This window comes from Phaeobacter sp. PT47_59, from assembly GCF_028890025.1.
In the GTDB taxonomy this organism is placed as follows: domain Bacteria; phylum Pseudomonadota; class Alphaproteobacteria; order Rhodobacterales; family Rhodobacteraceae; genus Phycobacter.
The window spans coordinates 12833-37251 of the sequence record NZ_JARCJL010000010.1 but is presented as its reverse complement, the minus strand read 5'-3'; the positions used below and the strand labels follow the sequence as shown (position 1 = coordinate 37251).

At 64.1% G+C, this 24419-nt stretch carries 19 protein-coding genes; 15 read left to right on the top strand and 4 right to left on the bottom strand.

The genetic code is table 11. The features are described 5' to 3' along the window. Positions 1-282 precede the first annotated feature (282 nt). Genes PXK01_RS11155 through PXK01_RS11140 form a run of 4 tightly spaced genes read left to right on the top strand, consistent with a single transcriptional unit; the run spans position 283 to position 6837 of the window. Complete coding sequence (locus PXK01_RS11155) at positions 283-2079, top strand: acyclic terpene utilization AtuA family protein (protein WP_274847366.1); 1797 nt, start codon at positions 283-285, stop codon at positions 2077-2079. 18 nt (positions 2080-2097) lie between these two features. Continuing rightward, complete coding sequence (locus PXK01_RS11150; protein ID WP_274860069.1) at positions 2098-3714, top strand: acyl-CoA carboxylase subunit beta; 1617 nt, start codon at positions 2098-2100, stop codon at positions 3712-3714. Between the two features lie 13 nt (positions 3715-3727). Continuing rightward, on the top strand, positions 3728-5698 hold the full coding sequence (locus PXK01_RS11145) for an acetyl/propionyl/methylcrotonyl-CoA carboxylase subunit alpha (protein WP_274860067.1): 1971 nt from the start codon (positions 3728-3730) through the stop codon (positions 5696-5698). Beyond that, a complete protein-coding gene (locus tag PXK01_RS11140; RefSeq protein ID WP_274860065.1) occupies positions 5695-6837 on the top strand; it encodes a nitronate monooxygenase in 1143 nt (380 codons plus the stop codon). Before PXK01_RS11145 ends, PXK01_RS11140 begins: the two co-directional genes overlap by 4 nt. Here the strand turns inward: PXK01_RS11140 and PXK01_RS11135 are convergent. Further along, positions 6816-7364 (bottom strand): GNAT family N-acetyltransferase, encoded by a 549-nt coding sequence (locus PXK01_RS11135; protein ID WP_274860064.1) that lies wholly within the window; start codon positions 7362-7364, stop codon positions 6816-6818. The two genes, PXK01_RS11140 and PXK01_RS11135, sit on opposite strands and share 22 nt — an antisense overlap. Positions 7365-7752: 388 nt before the next feature. Here PXK01_RS11135 and PXK01_RS11130 point away from each other — a divergent pair, with 388 nt between their 5' ends. Together PXK01_RS11130 and PXK01_RS11125 are read left to right on the top strand one after the other, a co-directional pair. Further along, positions 7753-8403: a GntR family transcriptional regulator gene (locus PXK01_RS11130; protein ID WP_274860063.1), complete on the top strand. Its 651-nt coding sequence runs from the start codon at positions 7753-7755 to the stop codon at positions 8401-8403. A gap of 95 nt (positions 8404-8498) precedes the next feature. Further along, positions 8499-9614 (top strand): calcium-binding protein, encoded by a 1116-nt coding sequence (locus tag PXK01_RS11125; RefSeq protein ID WP_274860062.1) that lies wholly within the window; start codon positions 8499-8501, stop codon positions 9612-9614. 2 nt (positions 9615-9616) lie between these two features. On the opposite strand, the gene PXK01_RS11120 is transcribed toward PXK01_RS11125, so the two are convergent. Continuing rightward, positions 9617-10324 (bottom strand): type 1 glutamine amidotransferase, encoded by a 708-nt coding sequence (locus PXK01_RS11120; protein WP_274860061.1) that lies wholly within the window; start codon positions 10322-10324, stop codon positions 9617-9619. A gap of 79 nt (positions 10325-10403) precedes the next feature. Here PXK01_RS11120 and PXK01_RS11115 point away from each other — a divergent pair, with 79 nt between their 5' ends. The 3 genes from PXK01_RS11115 to PXK01_RS11105 all read left to right on the top strand — a co-directional run bounded on the left by PXK01_RS11115 (position 10404) and on the right by PXK01_RS11105 (position 13482). Beyond that, positions 10404-11663 carry a cytochrome P450 gene (locus PXK01_RS11115; protein ID WP_274860060.1) on the top strand — a complete coding sequence of 420 codons (1260 nt, stop codon included), beginning with the start codon at positions 10404-10406 and terminating at the stop codon, positions 11661-11663. Positions 11664-11845: 182 nt separating this feature from the next. Continuing rightward, the gene (locus PXK01_RS11110) at positions 11846-13135 is read left to right on the top strand and encodes a glutamine synthetase family protein (RefSeq protein ID WP_274860059.1); all 1290 of its coding nucleotides are present in this window, start codon (positions 11846-11848) and stop codon (positions 13133-13135) included. A gap of 29 nt (positions 13136-13164) precedes the next feature. After that, on the top strand, positions 13165-13482 hold the full coding sequence (locus PXK01_RS11105; protein ID WP_274860057.1) for a 2Fe-2S iron-sulfur cluster-binding protein: 318 nt from the start codon (positions 13165-13167) through the stop codon (positions 13480-13482). A gap of 279 nt (positions 13483-13761) precedes the next feature. On the opposite strand, the gene PXK01_RS11100 is transcribed toward PXK01_RS11105, so the two are convergent. After that, the gene (locus PXK01_RS11100) at positions 13762-15117 is read right to left on the bottom strand and encodes an aspartate aminotransferase family protein (protein WP_274860056.1); all 1356 of its coding nucleotides are present in this window, start codon (positions 15115-15117) and stop codon (positions 13762-13764) included. A 78-nt stretch (positions 15118-15195) separates the two neighbouring features. Then, positions 15196-15975: an IclR family transcriptional regulator gene (locus tag PXK01_RS11095; protein ID WP_274860054.1), complete on the bottom strand. Its 780-nt coding sequence runs from the start codon at positions 15973-15975 to the stop codon at positions 15196-15198. Between the two features lie 178 nt (positions 15976-16153). Here PXK01_RS11095 and PXK01_RS11090 point away from each other — a divergent pair, with 178 nt between their 5' ends. The 6 genes from PXK01_RS11090 to PXK01_RS11065 all read left to right on the top strand — a co-directional run bounded on the left by PXK01_RS11090 (position 16154) and on the right by PXK01_RS11065 (position 24418). Continuing rightward, positions 16154-17098 (top strand): tripartite tricarboxylate transporter substrate binding protein, encoded by a 945-nt coding sequence (locus PXK01_RS11090; protein WP_274847379.1) that lies wholly within the window; start codon positions 16154-16156, stop codon positions 17096-17098. A 73-nt stretch (positions 17099-17171) separates the two neighbouring features. Beyond that, on the top strand, positions 17172-17702 hold the full coding sequence (locus PXK01_RS11085) for a tripartite tricarboxylate transporter TctB family protein (protein WP_274847380.1): 531 nt from the start codon (positions 17172-17174) through the stop codon (positions 17700-17702). 24 nt (positions 17703-17726) lie between these two features. Continuing rightward, positions 17727-19346, top strand: a complete 1620-nt coding sequence (locus PXK01_RS11080) for a tripartite tricarboxylate transporter permease (RefSeq protein ID WP_274847381.1) — start codon at positions 17727-17729, stop codon at positions 19344-19346. Next, positions 19253-20695 carry an aldehyde dehydrogenase family protein gene (locus PXK01_RS11075; protein ID WP_274860188.1) on the top strand — a complete coding sequence of 481 codons (1443 nt, stop codon included), beginning with the start codon at positions 19253-19255 and terminating at the stop codon, positions 20693-20695. Before PXK01_RS11080 ends, PXK01_RS11075 begins: the two co-directional genes overlap by 94 nt. 14 nt (positions 20696-20709) lie before the next feature. After that, positions 20710-21948 (top strand): Tm-1-like ATP-binding domain-containing protein, encoded by a 1239-nt coding sequence (locus PXK01_RS11070; protein WP_274847382.1) that lies wholly within the window; start codon positions 20710-20712, stop codon positions 21946-21948. A gap of 376 nt (positions 21949-22324) precedes the next feature. After that, complete coding sequence (locus tag PXK01_RS11065; protein WP_274860052.1) at positions 22325-24418, top strand: 3-hydroxyacyl-CoA dehydrogenase NAD-binding domain-containing protein; 2094 nt, start codon at positions 22325-22327, stop codon at positions 24416-24418. Position 24419: the final 1 nt, after the last annotated feature.

The following is a 24419-nucleotide window of genomic DNA, read 5'->3' as shown; positions in this document are numbered from 1 at the left end:
TCCTGTTTGGCTCAAAAATTAGCCGACCGTGTAGTCGGTGTACATTAAAGCAGCGATTCGCGGCAAGTAAAATGTAACGCGAAAAGTTATTAATGGAGAATCTTGTAACGCATTGCCTCTCGATCCCTATTGGCTCGCCGGAGAGTGACTTAACGTCCAGACGCGCTGGGCGCGAATTTCTGTTGCGGCGCGGGTGTGCTTTCAGGCAGGCTGAAACAGAACGATCGGTCTGTTGTGGGGCGGGGAGGCTCCGGCGATGGACATCGAGGCGAGGGAGGGGACATGGCGAAGGCCTTTCGTATTGGCGGTGCCAGTGGCTTTTGGGGGGATGCCGCCCTTGCAACGCCGCAGCTTTTGGCGGCGGGCGGGCTGGACTTTATCGTCTATGACTACCTGGCCGAGATCACCATGGCGATCCTGGCCCGCGCCCGCGCCAAGGACCCTGCCGCTGGCTATGCCAGTGACTTTGTCAGCGGCGCCATGGCGCCCAATCTGGCCGCGATCGCCGCGCAAGGCGTGCGCATCATCTCCAACGCGGGCGGGGTCAACCCCGGCGCTTGCGCCGAGGCGCTGCGGGCAGAGATCGCCCGGCAAGGCTTGTCGCTGAAGGTTGCGGTGATCGAAGGCGACGATCTGGCAGGGCAGGCGGATGAGATTGCCGCCAAGGCGCCGGTCGAGATGTTCTCGGGCGCGCCCTTTCCGCCCAAGGACAGGATCGCCAGCATCAACGCCTATCTGGGCGCTTTTCCCATCGCCGCCGCCCTGGACCGGGGCGCGGATATCGTCATCACCGGGCGCTGCGTCGACAGCGCCGTCACCCTTGGCGCCTGCATCCACCACTTCGGCTGGACGGCGCGGGATCTGGACCAGCTCGCGGGCGGATCGCTGGCGGGGCATATCCTCGAATGCGGACCGCAGGCGACGGGCGGAAACTATACCGACTGGCGCGACGTGGTGGAGGGGCTGGCGGAGATCGGCTACCCCATCGCCGAGGTCAACGCCGATGGCAGTTTCGATGTGGTGAAACCCGCAGGCACCGGCGGGCTGGTCTCGCGCGGGACCGTGGGCGAGCAGATGCTCTATGAGATCGGCGATCCGCAGGCCTATATCTTGCCCGATGTGATCTGCGACTTTTCCGGCGTGACGCTGGAGCAGAGTGGCCCTGACCGGGTGCACGTCGCAGGCGCCAAGGGGCTTGGCGTGCCGGGAGAATACAAGACCTGCCTCACCCATGGCGATGGCTACCGCGCCGGGCATATCTTCACCTTCTATGGCTTGGAGGCCGAGGAAAAGGCCCAGGCCTTTGCCGATGCGGCCCTGACACGGACCCGTGCGCAGCTGAAACGTATGAACGCGCCGGACTTTACGGACGTGAGCGTTGAGCTGATCGGCGCCGAAAGCCAGTTCGGCCAGATGCGCCAAAGCCCGCCCGCGCGCGAGGTCGCTGCCAAGATTGCCGTGCGCCACGTGGATGCCCGCGCCGTCGGCCTGTTCATGAAAGAGGCAACCGGATTGGGTCTCGCCACCCCGCCGGGCCTGTCGGGTTTTGCCGGGACACGGCCCCGGCCCAGCCCGGTGCTGGCGCTGTTTTCCTACCTGACACCCAAGGATCAGGTGAAGGTGACGCTGAAAGACGAGGCCGGAGTGGTTGATGTGCCGTCTGCTGGCGCGCAGGCACCAACCCCCGCGCCGCGCCCCGCTTTGCCCATCAAACCGACCGCGAATGCCGTGGTAGAGGTCCCGCTGCTACGCCTCGCCTATGGGCGTAGCGGTGACAAGGGCGACATTGCCAATATCGGCATCCTCGCGCGGCACCCCGACTTCATGCCCTGGATCTGGGCCGCGCTGGATGAAGATCACCTCGCCCGCGTCTTTGGTCATTTCACCAAAGGCCGGATCGAACGCTTCTACCTGCCGGGCAGTGCCTCGATGAACATCCTCTTGCACGGCGCCTTGGGCGGCGGCGGCACATCATCGTTGCGCAATGATCCGCAGGCCAAGGGATATGCCCAGCTGCTGCTGGCGGCCCCGGTGCCGGTGGATGCCGCACTACTGGAAGCCAGTGACGCCAATGAATAAGAGAGACGGAGCCGTGACATGACAGTCTTTCAAAGCCGGATCAGCCCGGCCAGCGATGCCTATCAACAGAACCGCGCCGATATGCTGGCGCTGGTCGAGCGCATGCGCGATCTTGAGGCCCGCGCGGCGGCAAAGTCCGATGAGCGGCGGCCTGTGTTCGACAAGCGCGGTCAGCTCTCCCCGCGGGAGCGGATCTCGGCGCTCTTGGATCCGGGCATGCCCTTTGTCGAACTCTACAACATGGCGTCCTATCTGGTGGATGACCCGGACCCGGAGACATCCATTCCCGGTGCGTCGATCATCACCGGGATTGGCTATGTCTCGGGCCTGCGCTGCATGGTCTTTGCCGATGATGCAGGCATCAATGCGGGAGCGATGACCGGTAAATCGGTGGACAAGGCGCTGGGGGCGCTTGAGATCGCGCACCGCCAGAAGCTGCCCTTTATCCATCTGGTGGAAAGTGCCGGCGCCGATCTGATGCGCTACACGGTGGAGCTCTGGGCCCATGGTGGCGGCATGTTCGCAGGGCTTGCAAGGCTCTCGGCGGCAGGGATCCCGGTGATCACGGTGCTGCACGGCGCCTCTACCGCCGGCGGCGCCTATCAACCCGGCCTGTCGGACTATGTGATCGGGGTCAAGGGCAACGGCATGGCGATGCTGGCGGGTGCGGCGCTGGTGCAGGCCGCCACCGGAGAGGTGGCGCGCGATGCCGACCTTGGCGGCGCCGAAATGCATGCCGAGGTGACCGGACTGGTGGAATACCTGGCCGAGGATGACGCCCACGGGATCGAGATCGCCCGCGAGGTGGTGGCGGGGCTCGGCTGGGCCTCTGGAGCCGTGGCGCGGCCGGACTATGCGCCACCTGCCTATGACCCCGATGAACTGGCCGGCGTGGTGCCGGTCGATTACCGCAAACCCTATGACATGCGCGAGGTCGCGGCGCGGATCGTCGATGGCTCGGATCTCTTGGACTTCAAACCGGGCTACGGGCCGGCGACGCTGTGTCTGCAGGCGCGGATCATGGGGCAGCCCGTGGGGATCCTCGCCAACAACGGACCCATCGACCCCGATGGCGCCACCAAGGCGACCCATTTCCTGCAGGCGATGGATCAGGCGGGCACGCCGGTCGTGTTCCTGAACAATACCACCGGCTATATGGTCGGAACCGAATACGAGCGCGGCGGCATGATCAAGCATGGATCGAAGATGATCCAGGCGGTGACCAACCTGCGGGTGCCGAAGATCTCGCTCTATGTGGGGGCTTCGTTTGGGGCCGGGAACTATGGCATGTGCGGTCATGCCTTTGGCGCCGATTTCCTGTTCACCTGGCCCAATGCGATGACCGGCGTGATGGGCGGGGAACAGGCCGCGCTGACCATGGAGCAGGTCGCCCGCCGCACCGCCGAGCGCAAGGGGTTCCCGGTGGATGAGGCGCGCCTTGCCGCCCAGCGGGCCAAGATCACCGCGCATTTCGACCGGCAGTCGGATGCCTTTTATACCTCGGGCCATATGCTCGACATGGGAATGATCGACCCGCGCGACACGCGCCGGGTGATCGGCTTCTGCCTTGCCACATGTATCGAAGGGCGGGGGCGCGAGTTGCGGCCCAACGCCTTTGGCGTGGCGCGGGCGTGAAGGGAGACGGGACATGACACAGATCACCTCCATTCTGGTTGCCAACCGGGGCGAGATCGCCCTGCGCATCATGAAAACTGCCCGCGCCATGGGCATCACCTGCATCGCGGTCCACACCGAGGCGGACGCGGGCAGCCCGCATGTGGCCTATGCCGACCGCAGCATTTGCATCGGCACGGGGCCGGTGGGCGACAGCTATCTTTCGGCGGAAAAGCTGATCGCGGCGGCGCGGGAGGCGGGCGCCGATGCGGTGCATCCGGGCTACGGCTTCCTGTCGGAAAGTGCCGATTTCGCCCGCGCCTGCACGGAGGCGGGCCTCATCTTCATCGGCCCCGGCGCCGAGGCGATCGCGCTGATGGGCAACAAGGCCGCCGCCAAGCGTCGCATGATCGTGGCGGGCGTGCCCTGTGTTCCGGGCTATGAGGGTGAGGACCAGTCGGCGGAAGTGCTGGCGGCAGAGGCCGCAGGCATCGGCTATCCGGTGATGATCAAGGCAGCAGCAGGCGGCGGCGGGCGGGGCATGCGTCTGGTGAACGGACCAGAGGATTTCGCGGGCGCATTGGGGCTGGCGCAAAGCGAGGCGCTTTCGGCCTTTGGATCAGACGAGGTGATCCTCGAAAAGGCGGTGATCCGCCCGCGCCATGTGGAAATCCAGGTCTTTGCCGACAGGGACGGCCATACCATCCATCTGGGAGAGCGGGATTGCTCGGTGCAGCGCCGCCATCAGAAGGTGGTGGAAGAGGCGCCCAGCCCCGCTCTGGATGAGGGTTTGCGCGCACGCATGGGGGGCGCTGCGGTAGAGGCCGCCCGCGCCATTGGCTATGTCGGCGCTGGCACGGTGGAGTTCCTGCTGGATGATAGCGGTGCCTTCTATTTCCTGGAGATGAACACCCGCCTGCAGGTGGAGCACCCGGTCACCGAATGCGTGACGGGCCTCGATCTGGTGGCGCTGCAGATCCGCGTGGCAGATGGTCAGCCCCTTGGCATCGCGCAACAGGACGTAGCCCTGACCGGCCACGCCATCGAGGTACGTCTTTACGCCGAGGACCCCGCGCAAGATTTCCTGCCGCAGGCGGGGCGCATCGCCCTGTGGCAGGCGCCAAAGGGCGCGGGCATTCGCGTCGATGCCGGGATTACCAGCGGGCAGGAGGTTTCCCCCTATTACGACCCGATGCTGGCGAAACTGATCGCCCATGGTGCGACACGGGACGAGGCGCTGGAACGGCTGATCGGCGCGCTTAAGGATCTGGCGCTGTTTGGTCCGGCCAGCAATCGCGATTTCCTGTTGCAGGTGTTGAGCCATCCCGAATTTGCCGCCGGGAAGGCCACCACCGGCTTCATTGCTGATCACCTATCGGAGGGGGCGGTGGAACCGCTTGGCTCTGCGGAGATCGCCCTTGCGGCGGCGCTGATCTACCACGCCGATCAGGCTGCAGCGGCTGCGGCCAGTGGTGTTGCTCCGGAACTTATTGGATGGTCAGGGCAAGGGGCTCTGCAATCGCGGCTGAAGCTTGCTGCCGGAGAGGCAGTGCATGATCTGCAGCTGAGCGAGGCAGGCGGTGTCCTGACCGTCACCTCTGGGGAGTGGTCACATCAGGTAACGGGGCAGGGCCGGGATCTGCGCCTTGATGGCGCGCGTGCAGATCTGCGCCATTCGCTGATCGAGGGCGACGGGCTTTTTGTCGCGACGGGGGCGCGTCTGTTCGAGGTCGCGCGCATCCGTGCGGGGGCCGCTTCGGCGGCCAGCGACGGCGGTGGCCAGATCACCGCGCCCATGCATGGAGCACTTCTGGAGGTCTGCGTTGCCGTTGGCGATAGGGTCGAGGCAGGTGCCCGCCTTGCGGTGCTTGAGGCCATGAAGATGCAGCATGAAATCCTGGCCCCTGCTGCGGGTGTGGTGGCCGAGGTTCCGGTCATTGCAGGCGCTCAGGTCAAGGCGGGCGATCTTCTGGTAGCGATTGACGTGGAAGGAGCGGCGCAATGAACTCGGATCTGTGCAGACGGCTTGGCATCGAGTTCCCGCTTTTTGCCTTCTCCCACTGCCGCGATGTGGTGGCCGCGGTCACCAATGCGGGCGGCATGGGAGTCTTTGGCGCCGCGATGATGAGCCCCGAGCAGCTGGAAGAGGAACTGAGCTGGATCGACGATCACGTGGACGGGCGCCCCTATGGTGTGGACCTGATTGTCCCCAACACGTTCGAGGCCAAGGGGCAGGACATCCCGGACAAGCAGATCCTGGCCATGGTCCCCGAGGGGCATAAGCAATTCGCCGCTTCCGTGCTGCGGGACAGGGGGCTGGATCCCGGCGATCTGGAGGCGCGGCGGCAGGAGATGCTGGTCTTTCGCGACAATATCAGCGTGGACGGGGCGCGGCGCAGTCTTGAGGTGGCCTTTCGCCATCCCATCGCTTTGATTGCCAATGCGCTGGGCGTGCCGCCTGCCGACATGCTGGAGATGGGCAAGGCGCATGGGGTGGCCGTGGCAGCACTGGTCGGCACCGCAGAGCATGCGCGCGCGCAGGTCCAGGCGGGGGTCGATATCATCGTGGCCGCAGGCGGAGAGGCGGGCGGTCACACCGGTGATGTCGCAACCATGGTGCTGGTGCCAGAGGTGGTACAGGCGGTGGAGGCGATGGGGGCTGATGTGCCCGTGCTGGCGGCGGGCGGCATTGCCAGCGGCGCCCAGATGGCGGGTGCCATGGCCATGGGCGCGGCGGGGGCCTGGTGCGGTTCGGTCTGGCTCACCACGGCGGAAGCCGAGACCAATCCGGTGGTGAAGGAAAAAATGCTGGCGGCCAGCAGCGCCGATACGGTGCGGGCACGCTCGCGCACCGGCAAGCCCTCGCGCCAGTTGATCAGCGGCTGGACCGAAGCCTGGGAGGGGAAATCTGCGCCCAAACCGCTGCCGATGCCGCTGCAGACGCTGGTGTCGGAACCGGCGCTGGCGCGGATCGATCAGCTAAGCCAGGCGGGGGATGTGGGGGCACAGGAGCTGGCCACCTATTGGGTGGGGCAGGGCGTCGGCCTGATGACGCAGGCCATGTCGGCGGGCGCAGTGGTGCAGGCCTTCAAGGAGGATTTCCTGCGGGGCTATGAGCGGCTTCAATCTGCCTTGGAGGGATAATCGCCTTCGTAGTGCAGCACGGTGTTGGGATAGCCGACTCCGTCGATCTCGAACAGGGTCTCTCCCAGGCTTTCAAACCCCTGCCGGTGATAAAACCCGATGGCGGGGGTGTTTTCCGAATTGGTCGTGAGCCAGGGCGCGCCAAGGCCTTTGGTATTGCAATGGTCCAGCCCGGCTCGCAGCAGGGCCTCCCCGATGCCGCGTCCATGATGGCGCGGCTGCACGTAGAGGGTGGAAATCTCGGTATGGCGCCCGCCGACGGGAGAGGGGCGACCTTCCGTGATGCGGATATAGCCATCGATCCCGACCCGGTTCTGCGAGACGATGAGGGTCTCTGCCGGATCCCGCAGCAGGGCGGCAAAGTGGCCGGGCGTGAAGGCCTCCAGGACGAAGGCGGCGAAGGTCTCATTCACTCCGTCGCGCAGGTAGGTGCCGGTCCAGACCTCGATCGACAGGGCTGCCAGTGCCGCGCAATCGCTTGGCTGCGCGGGACGCAGGGTGATCGCGGCTGCATCGGCGGCGGGCATGCTGTCTATCCTTTGGGGCAATTGTGCCGACGGGTAGAGCAGGAAATGGCCGGGCAGGAAACCGGACGGCGCGCAATGTGACGTCCTGTGTTCCACAGGCAACGTGGGGCTCCCGCCCGCCCTGGACCCATTGGGCAATGGACCCAAGGCCGTTGGGCCTGGCGCCGCGCATCCGCGCGGCGCTGCACCGTGCGCCGCACGGTGCCATGCCCAAGCCCGGCAAGGATCATCCGGCCTTAGCCGGTGGTCCTTGTGGGCGCGGGAGCTCCGCCGATTGGTCGCGCACGCCGTGCAACTGAATACTACCGACTTGCCCGCGCCGTTGCCTCTGGTCGGGTCGCGGCCTATCCTGGGAAAAAAGCCGATGTGGCAGGAGAGTGGAACGGGCATGGCCGGGCAGAGCGAGCAGCTACTCAACGCGATCCTCAGCGATATTGACGCCGGGCGGCTCAATCCCGGCGATGTGCTGGACGAGGCCGGGCTGGTCACCCGCCACCAGGTGTCGCGCACGCCGGTGCGGGAGGTGCTGATACAGCTGGAGACCGCCGGTCTGATCCGCCGCCTGCCGCGCAAGGGGGCTGTGCTGTTCAAGCCGACGCTGGAGGAATTCCTGGCGATCCTCGAAGTCCATGCCAAGCTGGAAGGGCAGGCGGCCGGCCTTGCCGCGCGCCGCATGACGAAGGCCCAAGGTGAGGAGCTGGAGCGCATCGTCTCTGCCTGCGAGGCCCATGCCGCGACAAAGGGCGATGGAGATCCCGATGGCTATTACCAGCTGAACCTGCGGTTTCACGAGGTGATCGCGCTGGGATCGGGCAACTCCTTCCTGGTGGAGATGATCAAGACCAACGCACGCAAGCTGATGGCCTATTACCGGGCGCGCTATCGATACCCTGGCTCCATCGCGCAATCGGCCAGGGATCACCGCAGGCTGGCCGGGCTGATCCTGTCCCATGACAGCGCGGCGGCCGAGGCCGAAATGGCCGCCCATGTGCAGTTCGACCAGGTGACGGTGATGGACCTTCTGGCGGCGTTGGGCTGACCCGAGGATTTATCTTTGTGGGGGGGCGGGTTTTCCCATAGGCTGCCCGCATAGAGCCCTTCATTTATTTATTTTTAGCATTCACAGGAACGACCATGACTTTTGTTGCAGAATTCGAGGAACACACGCGGCTTTCCTATCACGACATGATCGAGATTCTGGCGCAGACCCTTGCCGGTTTCGATCCGCGCTCATCGGGGGCGGACGAACTGCGCTTTCGGGTGGAATACACCCGCAGCTTTGGTCGCAATCACGAGGAGACCTATCGCGGTTATCTGGCGATCGATGGCAGCGGGCTTTCGCCGGATGCGGATGATCCGGAGCTGTCAGGCGGTCTGGTCTCCGGCATCCGAATTCGGATCGGCGGGGAACGCATCCGTATCGAAACGCCGGATCTGACGCTTGCGGAGCTTGCCACAGCCAGCCAGTCGGACGCGACGGCGACGCGGTTCTTCACGGATCAGAACTGGTCAGTGGAGGTCAATCTGGGCGGTAGCCTTCAGGGCGGAGGCGGGCTGTTGCCGCTGTATCACCAGAACGTTCCGCGCCTGGACAGCGAATTCTTCGGCGGCCCCGAAGACGACATCTTCGTGTCGGGGCGCGGCGACGATGTGATGCGCGGGCGGGCTGGCGATGACACCCTTTGGGGGGGCAGCGGAAATGACAGCCTGTCAGGAGGATCCGGGGACGATGTCCTGAGCGGCAGTGGGGGACATGACCGCTTGCGCGGCGGCGACGGCGCAGATCGCCTTTTTGGCGGCGCCGGGCGCGACCGGTTGCATGGCGGGGACGGCAACGACCGCCTTGATGGCGGCGGCGGCGACGATACGATCGTTGCAGGTGCCGGATATGACTGGATCTACACCTCCTTTCATCACACGCACGGGGGGGATGTGTTCGTCTTCTCCGACAATGACGACCTGAATCTCGTCCGGTCCACCCGTGACCGGTACAACCGGGTCGATCTGTCCCGGGTCAGTGAAATCGTGGATTTTCAGGACTTGGTGGACAATCACGTGACCTTTTACGAGGCGGGCGAATATATCCCCCCGTCAGAGCATGAGCAGGGCTACCAGGATCTGATGGGCGGGCTGAGTTTCGCCGGAGCGGTGATCGACGATGGTGCCGGGACGATCATCCTTCTGTCCGGCTATCACCGTCTTGCGCATTTTTACGACAGTAGCCCTGATTCGACGATCTTCATCTTCTGAGCCTAAGCCCCGGCCTGCTCGAAGAACCGCGCCAGGGCCTCGGCAAAGCGCGCCTGATCGGAGCTCTGCGTCAGGCTATCCACGGCCTGCGCATGGACCTTGTCCGGCAGCATGCCCTTCATTTCTTTGGTCAGGGCAGTGATGAAGCCGTGGGTCATCTCTGGGTGATGCTGGGTGGTCCAGATGTGGCGTCCGATGATGAAACCCGCGATGATGTCGCGGCTGGTTGCGGTCTGCACGGCGTCCTTCGGCAGGGCAGTCACGCATTCCTTGTGAGAGCCATAAAGGCGCAAGGGGCTGGGCAGCTCCCGCGCCCAGGGCGGAGTGTTCTGCAAGGTATTGAGCGTCAGCCCCTGCACCCAACCACAGGGGTTGTCACCAAGGCTGCCGCCAAGCGCCAGCGCCACGGCCTGATGGCCGAAACAGGCCCCGAACAGGGGCTGCTTGCGGGCGTGCATATCCCGGATCAGCTGCATCAGCGGGGGGATCCAGGGTAGATCATCGCGCACCGAGGCCGGGCTGCCAGTGATCATCGCGCCATCAAAGGCGGCCATGTCCGCAGGGAACTCCCCATCCTTCACCGAAAACACCGAGACCCGCCAGCCGGGGCGGGCCATGTGGATGAGATCGGCGAATTTCACCCCGTCCTTTGGGTGGCGCGCGGCAAAGTCGCTCTCGTCCGTGTTGGTCATCAGAATGGCCAAGTGCATGATTTGCCTCGTAAGATTTTCATTTACATATTTATGGGGTCCAATAATATACACAAAGCAACCATTCGGGAAGCCCCTCATGACGATCTGGACACCGCAGGACGACGGCTTTGCCGATCTCAGCAGTCACGACACATTCGCAACCGGCGCGCCGCATAACACCTTTGCCCGGCTGCGCCGGGATGACCCCCTGCACTGGACGGACTACGCGGGCGGCGAAAACTTCTGGTCGGTGACCCGCTACGAGGACATCACCGCGATGAACAAGAACACCGAGGTGTTTTCCTCCGCGCGCGGGATCCGGATGGAAGATCAGTCCTACGAGGAATATCTGGCCCGCCGCACCTTTCAGGAGACCGACCCGCCGGAACACTCCAAGGTGCGCATGAAGCTGCTCAAGGCGTTTTCCAAGACCACCATGGCGCAATATGAGGAAGACATCCGCTCCCTGTGCGCCGAGATCCTGGATCAGGCGCTTGCGAAAGGCACGTTTGATGCCACCAAGGAAATCGCCCGGCAATTGCCGATGCGGATGCTGGGCCGCGTGGTGGGCCTGCCGGAGGAGGATCTGCCCTGGCTGGTGGAAAAGGGTGATGCGCTGATTGCCAATACCGACCCGGATTTCACCACGCATGTGCTCGACAAGATGGACACGGATGAATTCCGCATGATGCCCTTCAACTCGCCCGCCGGGGCCGAGCTTTATGTCTATGCCAAGGAGCTGATGGAGGATAAGGCGAAGAAGGGCGACACCTCGGGTGTGCTGAACCTGATCCTGGAGCCGACCAAGGATGGCTCGACCATCACCGAGACGGAGTTCCGCAATTTCTTCTGCCTCTTGGTGGCGGCGGGCAATGACACCACGCGCTATTCCATCGCGGCCGGCATTCAGGCCCTGTGCCATCAGCCCGAGCTGCTGGCGCAGATGCAGGCGGGTGGCGATGTGTGGGACACGGCGGCGGATGAGATCATCCGCTGGGCCACGCCCGCGCTTTACTTCCGCCGCACCGCAACGCGGGATGTGGAGATGCACGGCAAGACGATCCGCGAAGGCGACAAGGTGCTCTACTGGTTCATCTCGGCCAACCGCGACGAGAGCCATTTCGAGGATCCCTTCCGCGTCAACCTGATGCGCAGCCCCAACCGGCATGTGTCTTTCGGGCAGTTCGGCCCGCATGTCTGCCTGGGCATGTGGCTTGCCCGGCTGGAAGTTACCGTGCTGTTTCAGGAGCTGGCCAAGCGGATCAGCCATATCGAGGCGGCCGGACCGCATAAATTCCTGCGTTCGAACTTTGTCGGCGGCATCAAGGAATTGCCGGTGCGGGTCGAGGCGGCATAGGCTGAAAACATCCGGGACACCCGGGCGCAAGCCCGGGCAGCGCCCGACCCTCCCCCCGGGAGGGCGCTACCGCGCCCACCCAGGATCGGGCGCCGCCCTCTCGATGGTGCTGCGCCACCGAATGCAGGGCCAAGCGGTGCAATAAGACTCCGCAGCCCGTCCAACTGGAAGGACCTTAAGCTATGAAGACCCGCCTGCGCGCGATGTTCTGCGACCACCTCAGCATCATGCGGGGGAAATATCTCCCCAACTCCAAGATCGGAGACGATGCCACGCGGTTCTGCCGCTCGGTCTTTGGCACCCATTACGACAAGGACCTGCTGGATGCGCCGGGGTCCATGGTCAAACAGGGCCTGCCGGATATGGAGCTGAAATGGCTCCATGACGATATCCGCGACAGCTGGCATGCCTCCACCAAGGTGGTGCTGGGCGATCTCTATGACGATGAGGGGGAGCCTTTGTCCCTTTGCCCGCGCGGGGCGCTGAAACGGGCGGTGGCGGCCTGGGCCGCGAAGGGCCTGCAACCCAAGGTGGGGATCGAGCTGGAAGCCTTTGCCCTGCAAGCGGACGAAAACGGGCGCCTTGTGCCTTATGATGCACCGGGCGGCGTGGTCTATGGCACCGGTCCCTTTGCCGATCCCCTGCGGTTCAACGACCGGATCTGGGCGATGGCGGATGAGATGGGCTTTAGCCTCGATATGATCACCGCCGAATTCGACAGCCCGCAGTTTGAATATACGCTGACCTTCGACGATGCGGTGAAGGCGGTGGACGATATCGTGCTTTTCCGCTTGATGGCGCGGGAGATCGCGCTGGAATACGGCATTGTCCTGACCTTCATGCCCAAACCCATCGCCGAGGCGGGCGGATCGGGCATGCATATCAACTATTCCTTCGTGGATGAGGCGGGCGGCAATGCTTTGTCTTCCGGTCCGCGTGGCGGGCCTGAACACATGAATGACCTGGCGCGTGGCTGCCTGGCGGGCGTGCTGCATCACCACAAGGGGCTGGCGGGTCTGATCGCGCCCACCGCCAACAGCTATATGCGCCTGCAGCCGGGGAGCCTGTCGGGCTACTGGCAGAACTGGGGCGGCGACCATCGCAATGTCACCACAAGGATCAGTTCCGAAGGCGGCGCCAAGGCGCGGCTGGAACACCGGATGGCGGACGCCTCGGCCAACCCCTACACCGCAGTGGCTGCGGTCCTGCAGGCGTCTCTTCTCGGGGTGGACAAGGGCTACAGCCTGCCGCCGATGGAGACCGGCGACGGGTTCGACAAGACCGATGCGCGTGAGGGCACTGCCATCGACCTGAAAGGCGCGGTTGCCGATCTGGAGCGCGATACGGTTCTGGCCGAGGCGGTCGGGGCCGAGCTGGTCGCCAATCACGTCTTTATGAAGCGCAAGGAAGTGCGCAAGACCCGCGATCTGGAAGGCGACGGGATGCGCGATTTCTACGTGCATTTTGTCTGACGGCCCCTCGGCGAATGACCTCAGGAGAGATGACAGTGAAAGTGACGTGGAAACTGCCGGATGGCACGGAAATCACCGGCGCGGCCGAGGCTGGCCAAAACCTGATGCAGGCGGCCCTCGCCCATGATGTGCCGGGGGTCATCGGCGAATGCGGCGGTACGCTCAGCTGTGCCACCTGCCACGTTCATGTGGCGCCAGAGTGGGCAGAGGCCTGCGGCGCGCCCGAGGATTTCGAGGATGCCATGCTGGATATGGCGGATGACCGCGATGAGACCTCGCGGCTCAGCTGTCAGATCGAGGCCTCTGATGCGCTGGATGGTCTGGTGCTGATCGTTCCCGACGCCTGACACGGGTATCACAGTGTCCGAGGTCGCGCTTTGACCCGGTCCCATGTCTGGAAGGTGACGGGGCTGGGGTATCACCTTTTCCGGATCACGGGCTTGATGCCGGGGCTGATTTTGTTTCTGCGATAGCCGCTTTACTTGCCATATCCCGATTCCGCGCCGCGCCAGCGGCGCCGCCAAAAGGCGCGGGCCCGAAGCGCATGCGCTTCGGGCCCGCCATGGTATCTGGTGGCCTCTGCAGGGCCAAGGGCCCTGCAGAGGCGCCCGCGCATTATCGAGGACTTAGCTGACCGCCGCAAATCCGGCATCAAGTGCGGAGAGGATCGCCTGCACATCCGCAGTCTCCAGCACCAGCGGCGGGGACAGGATGATATTGGGGCCGGACACCCGCACCATGGCGCCCTCGCGGTAGGCGATCTCCTGCAGCATGCCGATGGTCTTCTTGTCGACCGGGGTCTTGCTGACGTGATCGCCGACCAGTTCCAGCGCGCACATCAGCCCATGGCCGCCGCGCACATCGCCGATCAACCCGTGTTTGTCCTTCAGCGCCAGCAAGCCCTGGTGGAGCTCGCTTCCGCGCGCTGCCGCGTTTTCCGGCACGTTCAGGCGTTTGGTCTCTGCCAGGCAGGCCAGCGCCGCCGCCGCGCCCACCGGGTGGCCGGAGTAGGTATAGCCATGGCCGATGGCGGCCTTGCCGCTCTCGTCGCCTTCAAACACCTCGGCCACCGCATCGGAGATCATCACCGCACCAAAGGGGAAATAGCCGTTGGTGATCGCCTTGGCGGTGCACATCAGGTCGGGCTGCACCCCCCAGTGACGCGAGCCGGTCCAGGATCCGGTGCGTCCGAAGGCGGTGATCACCTCATCCGCTATCAAGAGGATCCCGTGTTTCGAGCAGATCTTGTGCACGCCCGGCATGAAGCTTTCATGCGGCGGGATCACACCGCCGGCGCCCAGGATCGGCTCCATGATGAAGGCCGCGATGGTGCCTGCGCCCTGAAAGGCGATCTCATCCTCCAGCGCCTGCAGGCACAGCTGCGCCAGGCGTTCGGGGTTGGTTTCATTGAAGGGGTTGCGATAGGTATAGGGCGCCGGGATGTGGTGGCAGCCGGGCAGGAGCGGCTCGTACTGGGTGCGGAAATTGGCGTTCCCGTTGACCGAGGCGCCGCCCATATGGGTGCCGTGATAGCCTTTCTTGAGGCTGAGGAACTTGGTGCGCCCCTCCTGACCGCGGATCTTGTGATACTGGCGCGCCAGCCGCAGGGCGGTTTCCACCGAGTCCGATCCGCCAGAGGTGAAGAAGGCGCGGCTGAGGCCATCGGGGGCGAAGAACGCCTTCAGTTCCTCGGCCAGCTGGATCACCTGATCGTTGGTGGTGCCGCGGAAGGTCGAGTAATAGGGCAGAACATCCAGCTGTGCCGCGATGGCGTCCTTCACCGGCTGACAGGAAAAGCCGAGGTTCACGTTCCACAGACCTCCGACCGCATCGACGACCTCGTGCCCGTCCACGTCCCGGATGCGCACGCCCGAGGCGCCGGTCACGATGGTGGGCGGATTGGCGAGGCTGTCGGCCGGATGCGCCATCGGATGCCACAGGGATTTGGCATTATGTTCCTTGAGGTAGTTGGAATCTTTCATGAAATCAGCTCCTGACTGCGGCGCCATGGACGGCGGGCAAGGGGGGAAGGGCGAAAAACGGGTGTCGGCTTTGGCAGGTCATGCCGCGGCCTCATTCGGATAATCGGCAGGGGCAGCGCCACCGATGCGATGGGTCAGGGTCTGGCCCGCGCGGCGCAGGGCCTCGGGGATCAGGGTGGCCTGGTCCGCCGTCATGCGCGACACCGGCGCGGCCACGGCCAGCGCGCCGATGACCTTGGCATCGGGGCCAAAGACCGGCACCGCGTGGGAATGGACCTCGGCCTCGAAGCCGCCGACCGATTGCGCCATGCCGACTTTTCGCACCTCGCGCAGATGGGCGCGGATCGCCTCCGGATCGGTGACCGTGGCGGCGGTGTGGCTGTGCAGCGGACCGGACAGGATGGCGTCGACAAAATCGGGTTCCGCAAAGGCCAGCACTGCAAGGCCCGAGGCGGTACCGTGATAGGTCAGCACCTCGGCGTCCTCCATCATCACGCGGGTGGCGTGGCGCGGTGAATAAGCATGGCTGAGGGAGTTGAGCTGGCTGCCCTGCACCAGCGACAGGTGGGTGGTCTCGCCGGTCTGTGTGCTCAGATCCTTCAGCACCCGGCGCGACACCGACAGGATCGGAACGGCAGCCTCGCGCAGGGCGGCAAGGCGCAGAACCTGCGGTCCCAGCCGGTAGGAGCGGTCACCATCGGCCTGTTCGACAAATCCTGATTCCTGCAATTCGCTCATCAGCCGATAGACGGTCGCCTTGTTCATCCCCGACAGGCGCGTGAGGTCGCTGAGCCCGATCTCGGGGCGGCCATGAGAGAAATATCCCAATAAGGACAGGGCTTTGGTGACTGTTCCCATGTGGTGCGGCGATCCCGTGACTGCTGTGTGATGAGGCGAATGCAAAGAAAATCCGCCCCCGTCTTTCAATTTTGTTGACAGATAACCGGGGAGGCTGTCAATCTAAAAACAAACCAATGGTTCAAATAATGAACCGACAATAGGCCGACCCCAACTGACAACAACCGGGAGACTTGCAATGAAACTGACCACCATCGTCAAAGGCGCAGCGGCAGCCGCCGCCCTTGGCCTCAGCGCCGTTGCGGCGCAGGCCGAGTATCCGGAAAAGCCGGTGAACTTCATCGTGCCCTGGCCTCCGGGTGATCTGGAAGACGTGCTGACGCGGATGATCGCCGAGGACTTCCAGGCGGAATATGGCGTTGCGGCTGCGGTGGTGAACAAGCCCGGTGGCGGCGGTGGTCCTTTCCCCGGTGCGATCGAGGTCGCCAATGCGCCCGCTGATGGCTACACGATCGGCTCCTTCGTGATTGGCGTGCCGGTGGTGGGGCACCAGATCGACATCCCGCCGCTGACCCCGGCCAAGTTCGACCCGCTGGGCATCTTCCTGACCTATCCCTTCGTGATCGCCACCTCTGGCGATGCGCCCTATTCCTCGATGGAGGAACTGGCGGCCTACGCAAAGGAGAACGAGGTGGCGCTGGGTCATTTCGGCGATGTGCTGACGCCCACACAGGTGACCAAGGCCTTTGCCAAGAACGCCGGTTTCGAGTGGGGCTCTGACGCGGCTTTTGACGCGCTCGATTGCAACACGTTGGCTTCGGGCGATGCGGATGTGATAAACACCACGCTGCAGCTGATCCTGCCCTGCCTTGACGATGTGAAGGTGCTGGTCTCGATCACCGATGAGCGCATCCCGCTGGTGCCCGATGCGCCCGCGATTGGTGAGCTGGACGCAAGCCTCAATATCGCGCTGTGGAACGGTCTCTTCGTGACCAAGGACACGCCGCAGGACGTGCGCGCCAAGATCATCGCCGTGGCCGAGAAGACCGTGATGAGCGAGCGCGCACAGGCGGTGGCCAAGGAGACCGGCGCGCTGGTCTACTGGCAGAGTGCTGCGGACAGTGCCGCCCGCGTGGCCACTGACATCGAGACCATGGACCGTATCGGCTCCATCCTCGAATAAGTCCTCCTCCCGTATCGGGGCGCTTTCGGGCGTCCCGGTGCATGTCTTTCGCGCGACATAAAGATCCCCTCCCATGACCACAGAACGCGAACGCCGTTTCCCCGGACCCCGGCGCGGACAGCTGATCTTTGCCCTGGCCTTTGTGGCGCTCGCGGCGCTGCTGCTGGCGCTGATCGGTGAGCAGACAGCCTGGGTCAAAAAGACCAAGTTCTTTGCCCAGCCCCGCTTCTGGCCCGCCGTGGCCCTTGGCGGCATGGTGCTGATGGGGGGGCTGCATCTTTACCGGATGCCCTGGCGGCGGGTCACGCGCTATGACGGCTGGGAGGCGCGGCGCTGGGGGCAGGCGCTGGAATATGTGCTGTGGTTCATGGGCTATGTCCTGTTGGTGCCCATCGTTGGCTACCTGCCGGTGACGCTGGTCTTCGTGCCCTTGCTGACCTGGCGCATGGGCTATCGCAGCCCGCGCATGCTGTGGATCAGCGCCTGTTTCGCCATCGCGGTTGTGCTGGTCTTCAAGGGGCTTCTGTCGGTGCGCATCCCCGGCGCGCTGCTGTACGAATACCTGCCCGGTTCCCTGCGCAGCTTCGCCATTCTCTATCTCTAGGCCTTCATTTCGACGGGACCCCCGATGGACCTTATCCTTTCTGCAATCGAGATCCTGATGCGCTGGGACGTGGCGCTGGCCCTTCTGGCGGGGTCGGTGGGCGGCGTCTTGATCGGCGCCATTCCCGGCGTCGGCCCGGCCGTGGCGATCGCGATCCTGCTGCCCGCGACATTCTCGATGGATCCCATCGTCGGCCTCACCGTTCTTCTGGGGATCTACGGCTCCTCCATGTATGGCGGCGCGATCCCGGCGATCCTGATCAACACGCCCGGCACCGCCGTCAATGCGCTCACCACCTATGATGGCTACCCGATGACCGCACGCGGAGAGCCGCGCCGCGCCCTGAGCCTTGCCTATTCCGCCAGCTTCTTTGGCGGGGTCTTCTCGGTCATCTGTCTGATCCTCTTTGCGCCGGTGCTGGCCAAGGTCGCACCCATGTTCGGCAGTCGCGAGATCTTCCTTGCCGCACTTCTGGGGCTGATCCTTGTCGTCGTGGCCCATCGCGGGCAGGCGCTGATCGCGGGCGCCTTGGCCTGTTTCGGCATCTTCCTTAACACCATCGGCATGGAGCCGGTGAAATACACCCAGCGATACACCTTCGGGCAGGATTTCCTGGGCGGCGGCATCAACCTGATCGTCGTGGTGCTGGGCCTCTTTGCGATCTCGCAAGCCTTTGTGCTGCTGACGGATGAGGACGAGAAGATCCACCTCACCCGGTTGCGGGGGGGCATGTTCCAGGGGTTGCGAGAGCTGTCGCGCCATCCGCGTGTGGCGTCGGTCTCGGCAGGTTTTGGCGTGTTGATGGGGATGATCCCCGGCGTCGGTGAATTCACCGCGCAGTTCATGTCTTATACCTACGCGCAAAAGACCTCGAAACGACCGCAGGATTTTGGGCGTGGATCGTCGGAAGGGCTGATTGCCGCCGAGACCGCCAACAACGCCGTGCCCGCCGCCGCCATGGTGCCGCTCTTGGCGCTGGGCATTCCGGGCGAGGCGCTGACGGCAATGATGCTGAGCGTCTTTTACGTGCACAACGTGGTGCCGGGGCCGGGGCTGTTCCAGAACGACATGGATTTTGTCGTTGCGCTTTATCTCGCGCTTTTGATCCTCAACGTGCTGGTGCTGATCTTCCTGTTGTTCGCGACCCGCAGCCTGATCCAGGTGGTGAAGATCCCCAACCGCTTCCTTGGTGTCTGCATCCTGACGCTCAGCTTCGTGGGGGTCTATTCCCTGCGCAACTCTGCCACCGACTGCGTGATGGCGGCGGCCTTTGGCCTTGTAGGGTACATCCTCAAACGCCTGTCGCTGCCCGCGGTGCCGATCATCCTGGGCATGGTCCTGGGCGGCATCATGGAGGTCAAGCTGCGCGCGGCCATGGCACGGGTCAAAACCCCCTTTGATTTCATTGACCGCCCGGTGGCGTTCATCCTGTTTTCCATCATCATACTGGTCCTTGCGCTGCACATCATCCGTGCCTTCCGCGACCGCAAGGAGCTGAAGGAGGCCGAATGGCAGATCAAAACCTCATCAATGAGCTTCGGCGGGCTGATGTGGCGCCGCAAAAACTCTTTCTTGAAGGATCGTGGCAAGCAGGTACGGGCACGCCATGCGAAGTTACTTCGCCGATTGACGGATCTGTTCTGACCACCCTTGAGGGCGCGTCAAAGGCAGATGTGGAGCGTGCCGTGGCTGCCGCTCGCGCGGCCTTCGAGGATGGCCGCTGGTCGCGGCTTGCCCCGGCTGCCCGCAAGAAGGTGCTGCACAGGATCGCTGACCGGATCGAGGCAGAGGCGCTGGCGCTGGCCGTTCTGGGTGTGCGCGACAATGGTACCGAGATGGGCATGGCGCTGAAGGCCGAGCCGGGATCGGCGGCGGGCACATTCCGTTACTATGCCGAAGCGCTGGACAAACTTGCCGGGGAGGTCGCGCCGACCGCCCCCGATGTGTTGGGCCTTGTCCACCGGATGCCGGTGGGTGTCGTGGGCGCCATCGTGCCGTGGAACTTCCCCTTGATGATCGGGGCGTGGAAACTGGCACCTGCGCTGGCCATGGGCAATTCCGTGGTGCTGAAACCGGCCGAAACCGCCTCGCTGTCGCTGCTGCGCCTGGCCGAGATCTGCGCAGACTGCGGCCTGCCAGATGGGGTGCTGAATGTCGTCACCGGCGCAGGTGCGGAAACGGGTGCTGCGCTGGCCGAATCCATGGGCGTCGATGTCTTGGCCTTCACCGGGTCTGGCGCGACGGGGCGCAAACTGCTGGAGGCCTCGGCACGCTCCAACCTCAAACGCTGCTACCTTGAGCTGGGCGGCAAATCTCCCAATATCGTCTTTGCCGACGCCCCCGATCTGCGCCACGCGGCCAAGGTCTCGGCCGCCGGGATCTTCCGCAATTCGGGGCAGGTCTGCGTCGCAGGCTCGCGCCTGTTGGTGGAACAGTCCATCCATGATGAATTCGTGGCCCTGCTGGTGGCAGAGGCCGAGGCCCTGCGCGTTGGCGATCCCCTGGATCTCAGCAACACTATCGGCGCGGTGAACTCCGAGGATCAACTCAGTCGGAACCTATCATTCATGGACACGGCCCGTGCCGAGGGCGGAGAGATCGTGACCGGCGGCAACCGCATCCTGGAAGATACCGGTGGCACCTATATGGCGCCCACCATCGTGACCGGTGTCGCCCAAGGTCACAGCCTGTTCCAGAAGGAGGTCTTTGGCCCGGTCCTGTCGGTCACGCCCTTCAAGACGGAAGAAGAGGCGCTGCGCCTTGCCAATGCGACCGAGTTTGGCCTCGCCTCTGGTGTCTGGACCGCAAACCTCTCCCGCGCGCATCGCATGGTGGCGGGTATCCGCGCGGGCGTTGTCCATGTGAACACCTATGGCGGCGCCGACAATACGGTGCCGCTGGGCGGTGTCGGACAATCCGGCAACGGCCATGACAAATCGCTCCATGCGCTTGATAAATACGTGGATCTCAAAACCGCCTGGATCCAGCTGTGACGGAAGGACACCCCATGCCCGACAAGACCATCCTGATTGCAGGCACCTATGACACCAAGGATGCCGAACTTGCCTATCTTGCCGATGTGATCCGGGGGCAGGGCGGCGGCGTGCTGACCATGGATGTGAGTGTCCTGGGCGATCCCAGCCAGCCCACTGACGTCAGCAAGCACGAGGTGGCCGAGGCAGGCGGCAGTTCGATCCAGGCCGCCATCGACAGTGGTGATGAGAATACCGCGATGCAGATCATGGCGCGGGGGGCGGCGACAAAGGCGCTGGAGCTGTACCGGGCTGGCACCATCGACGGAGTGATCGTCTTGGGCGGCACCATGGGCACCGATCTGGCGCTGGATCTTTGCGCGGCGCTGCCGGTGGGGGTGCCGAAATACATCGTCTCGACGGTGTCCTTTTCGCCCCTGATGCCGCCCGAGCGGATCGCGGCGGATGTTCAGATGATCCTCTGGGCCGGGGGGCTTTACGGTCTCAATTCCGTCTGCAAGGCGGCGCTGAGCCAGGCGGCGGGGGCGGTCCTGGGCGCGGCGCGCGCGGTGGAGCCCCCCAAACGCGACCGGCCCCTCATTGGGATGACGTCATTTGGCAAGACGGTGCTGCGTTACATGGTCAGCCTGAAACCGGCGCTGGAGGCGCGCGGCTATGAGGTCGCCGTCTTCCATGCCACCGGCATGGGCGGACGGGCCTTTGAAAGCCTAGCTTCCGAAGGGGCCTTTGCCGCCGTATTGGACTTTGCGCCGCAGGAGGTCTCGAATCACCTCTTTGGCGGGCTGTCGGCAGGGGCGGACCGGATGACCAATGCAGGTGCTGCAGGCACGCCGCAGCTGGTGGCGCCGGGCTGTTATGATCTGGTGGATTTCATCGGCTGGCAGGAGACCCCGCCGCAACTGCAGGGACGCCCCACCCATGCGCATAACCGGCTGCTGACCTCCGCCGTTCTGGATGCGGAGGAACGCCGTCTGGTGGCCCGTACCATCTGCGACAAGCTGGGGCAGGCCAAGGGGCCGGTTGCGGTCCTGCTCCCCAAGGGGGGCTGCAATGAATGGGACCGCCCCGGCGCCGATCTGCATGATGGTGAAGGCCTTGCCGCCTTCTGCGACGAAATGCAGGCGGCCTACCCGAAGAATGCAGCGCTGCATGCCCTCGACTGCCACATCAACGATGCGGAATTCGCGGACAAGGTGTTGGAGATCTTCGACGCCTGGGTGGCGGAAGGGGTGATTCCGGGCGGATCCGCCTAACCCTTGCATCACGCTTAATGAGTTACAGGGCGCTTGCTCATGCAGGCGCCCTTGTTACATATGGGGGCGGACCTCCGGGTCCAAACAGCATTTTCCTGTCCAACCTGTCCGATACACGCAATTATATTGCTTGCCATGGGAGAGGCCGCGGCCTAGGGTGTTGTCAAATTAGTGGAACGATGTTCCACATAGTGGAATTGAGGTGAAGCCACTCCTCGAGACCTGACCGCTGTGGCCCGCATTTGACGCCGGGTTCTTGCACACGTTGCAAAGGCAGGGCTTGGCGCAGGCAGGGGGAGCATGGCTAGATCTCGACGGGAATAGCGGTGCTGTTGCGGGCCAAGGCTGCCAGCCCCGCAAAGGAGAGGAAAAACGAATGACGGATGCCATTGGATATGAGCGCGTTGGTGATATCGCGGTCCTGAAGGCGCAGAATCCGCCGGTGAACGCGCTGGGACTGGATGTGCGCCAGGGACTGGTGAGCGGGATCGAGCGCGCCGAATCGGAGGGCGCCAAGGCGGTGCTGATTTACGGTGAGGGTCGCACCTATTTCGCGGGCGCCGATATCCGCGAGTTCGGCAAGCCGCCGCAGGGGCCCTTCCTGCCGGATGTCTGCACCCGCATCGAAGCTTCGCCGCTCTTGGTGGTCTCGGCGCTGCATGGCACCGCACTGGGTGGCGGTCTGGAGGTCGCGCTGGGCTCGCATTACCGCATCGCGGTGCCCTCGGCCCGCATCGGCCTGCCGGAAGTGCTGATCGGCGTGATGCCGGGCGCCGGTGGCACCCAGCGCCTGCCGCGCCTCATCGGTATTGACGCTTCGGTCGATGTGATCACCTCGGGCCGTCAGGTCGGCGCCAAGGAAGCGCTGAGCCTCGGCATTCTGGACCGCGTCGAAGAGGGCGAGCCGCGCGAGATCGGCCTGGCCTATACCCAGGAGCTGCTGGATCAGGGCGCAACCCGCCGTGCCATCAGCGAAATGCCCGCACCCGAAGCGGTCGATTTCGATGCACTATACGAGACTGTCCTGAAAAAGGGCCGCGGCCTGCTGGCACCGGCCGTTGCGATCCGCGGCATCCAGGCCTGCTGTGAGCTGCCCTTCGACGAGGGTATGAAGCGCGAGCGGGAACTCTTCATGGAGCTGATGGGCACCGACCAGCGTCAGGGCATGATCCACGCCTTCTTCTCGGAGCGGGCGGTCAGCAAGCTGCCGGAACTGAAAGGTGTTGCGCCGCGCGAGGTCAACAGCCTTGGCGTCATCGGTGGCGGCACCATGGGTGCAGGCATTGCCACGGCGGCGCTGCTGTCCGGTCTGCCGGTTGTCATGCTGGAAATGACCCCCGAGGCCGCCGAGGCCGCAAAGGGTCGCATTTCGGGCAACCTGCAAGGTGCCTTGAAACGCGGCAAGATCAGCCAGGAGAAATTCGATCACCTGACCGGTGAGGCGCTGACGCTGGCGACGGATTATGACGCCCTCAGCGACGTGGATCTGGTGATCGAAGCGGTCTTCGAGGAAATGAGCGTCAAGAAACAGGTGTTCGGCAAGCTGGATGCGGTCTGCAAGAAAGGCGCGATCCTGGCCTCCAACACCTCCTATCTGGATGTGAACGAGATCGCCGCCTGCACCTCGCGTCCCGAGGATGTGATCGGGCTGCACTTCTTCTCTCCGGCGCATGTGATGAAGCTCTTGGAAATCGTGGTGGCCGACAAGACCGCGCTCGACGTGGTTGCCACCGGGTTCGAGCTGGGCAAACGTCTGAAGAAGATCTCGGTCCGCGCCGGTGTCTGCGATGGCTTCATCGGCAACCGGATCCTGGCGACCTATCGCAAGGCGGCCGACCACATGGTGCTGGACGGGGCCTCGCCCTATCAGATCGACAAGGCACTCACCGATTTCGGCTTTGCCATGGGCCCCTTTGCTGTGGCGGATCTGGCGGGTCTCGACATCGGTTGGGCCGTGCGCAAGCGCAAGCGCGCCGAAGGCATGGACCCGCGCGAACGCGACAGCACCTATGCGGACAAGATCTGCGAGGCCGGCAACTTTGGTCAGAAGACCGGCAAGGGTTACTATGTCTACGAGGCAGGCAAGCGCGGCGGCACCCCGAACCCCGAGGTGACCGCGCTGATCGAGGCCGAGCGTGCCGAGAAGGGCATCACCCCGAAAGCGTTTTCGGACGAGGAAATCGTGACCCGCTACATGGCGGCCATGGTCAACGAGGCCGCCAAGGTGGTGGGCGAGGGCATCGCGCGCCGTCCGCTGGACGTCGATATGACGTTGCTCTTTGGCTACGGCTTCCCGCGCTATCGCGGCGGGCCGCTGAAATGGGCCGATATGCAGGGGCTGGATGTGCTTCTGGCCAATATCAAATCTTATGCCGAGGGAGACGACTTCTTCTGGCAGCCCGCGCCTCTGCTTGAGCAGCTGGTCGCCGAAGGGCGTACATTTGACGATCTGAACAAGGAGAACAGCTGAT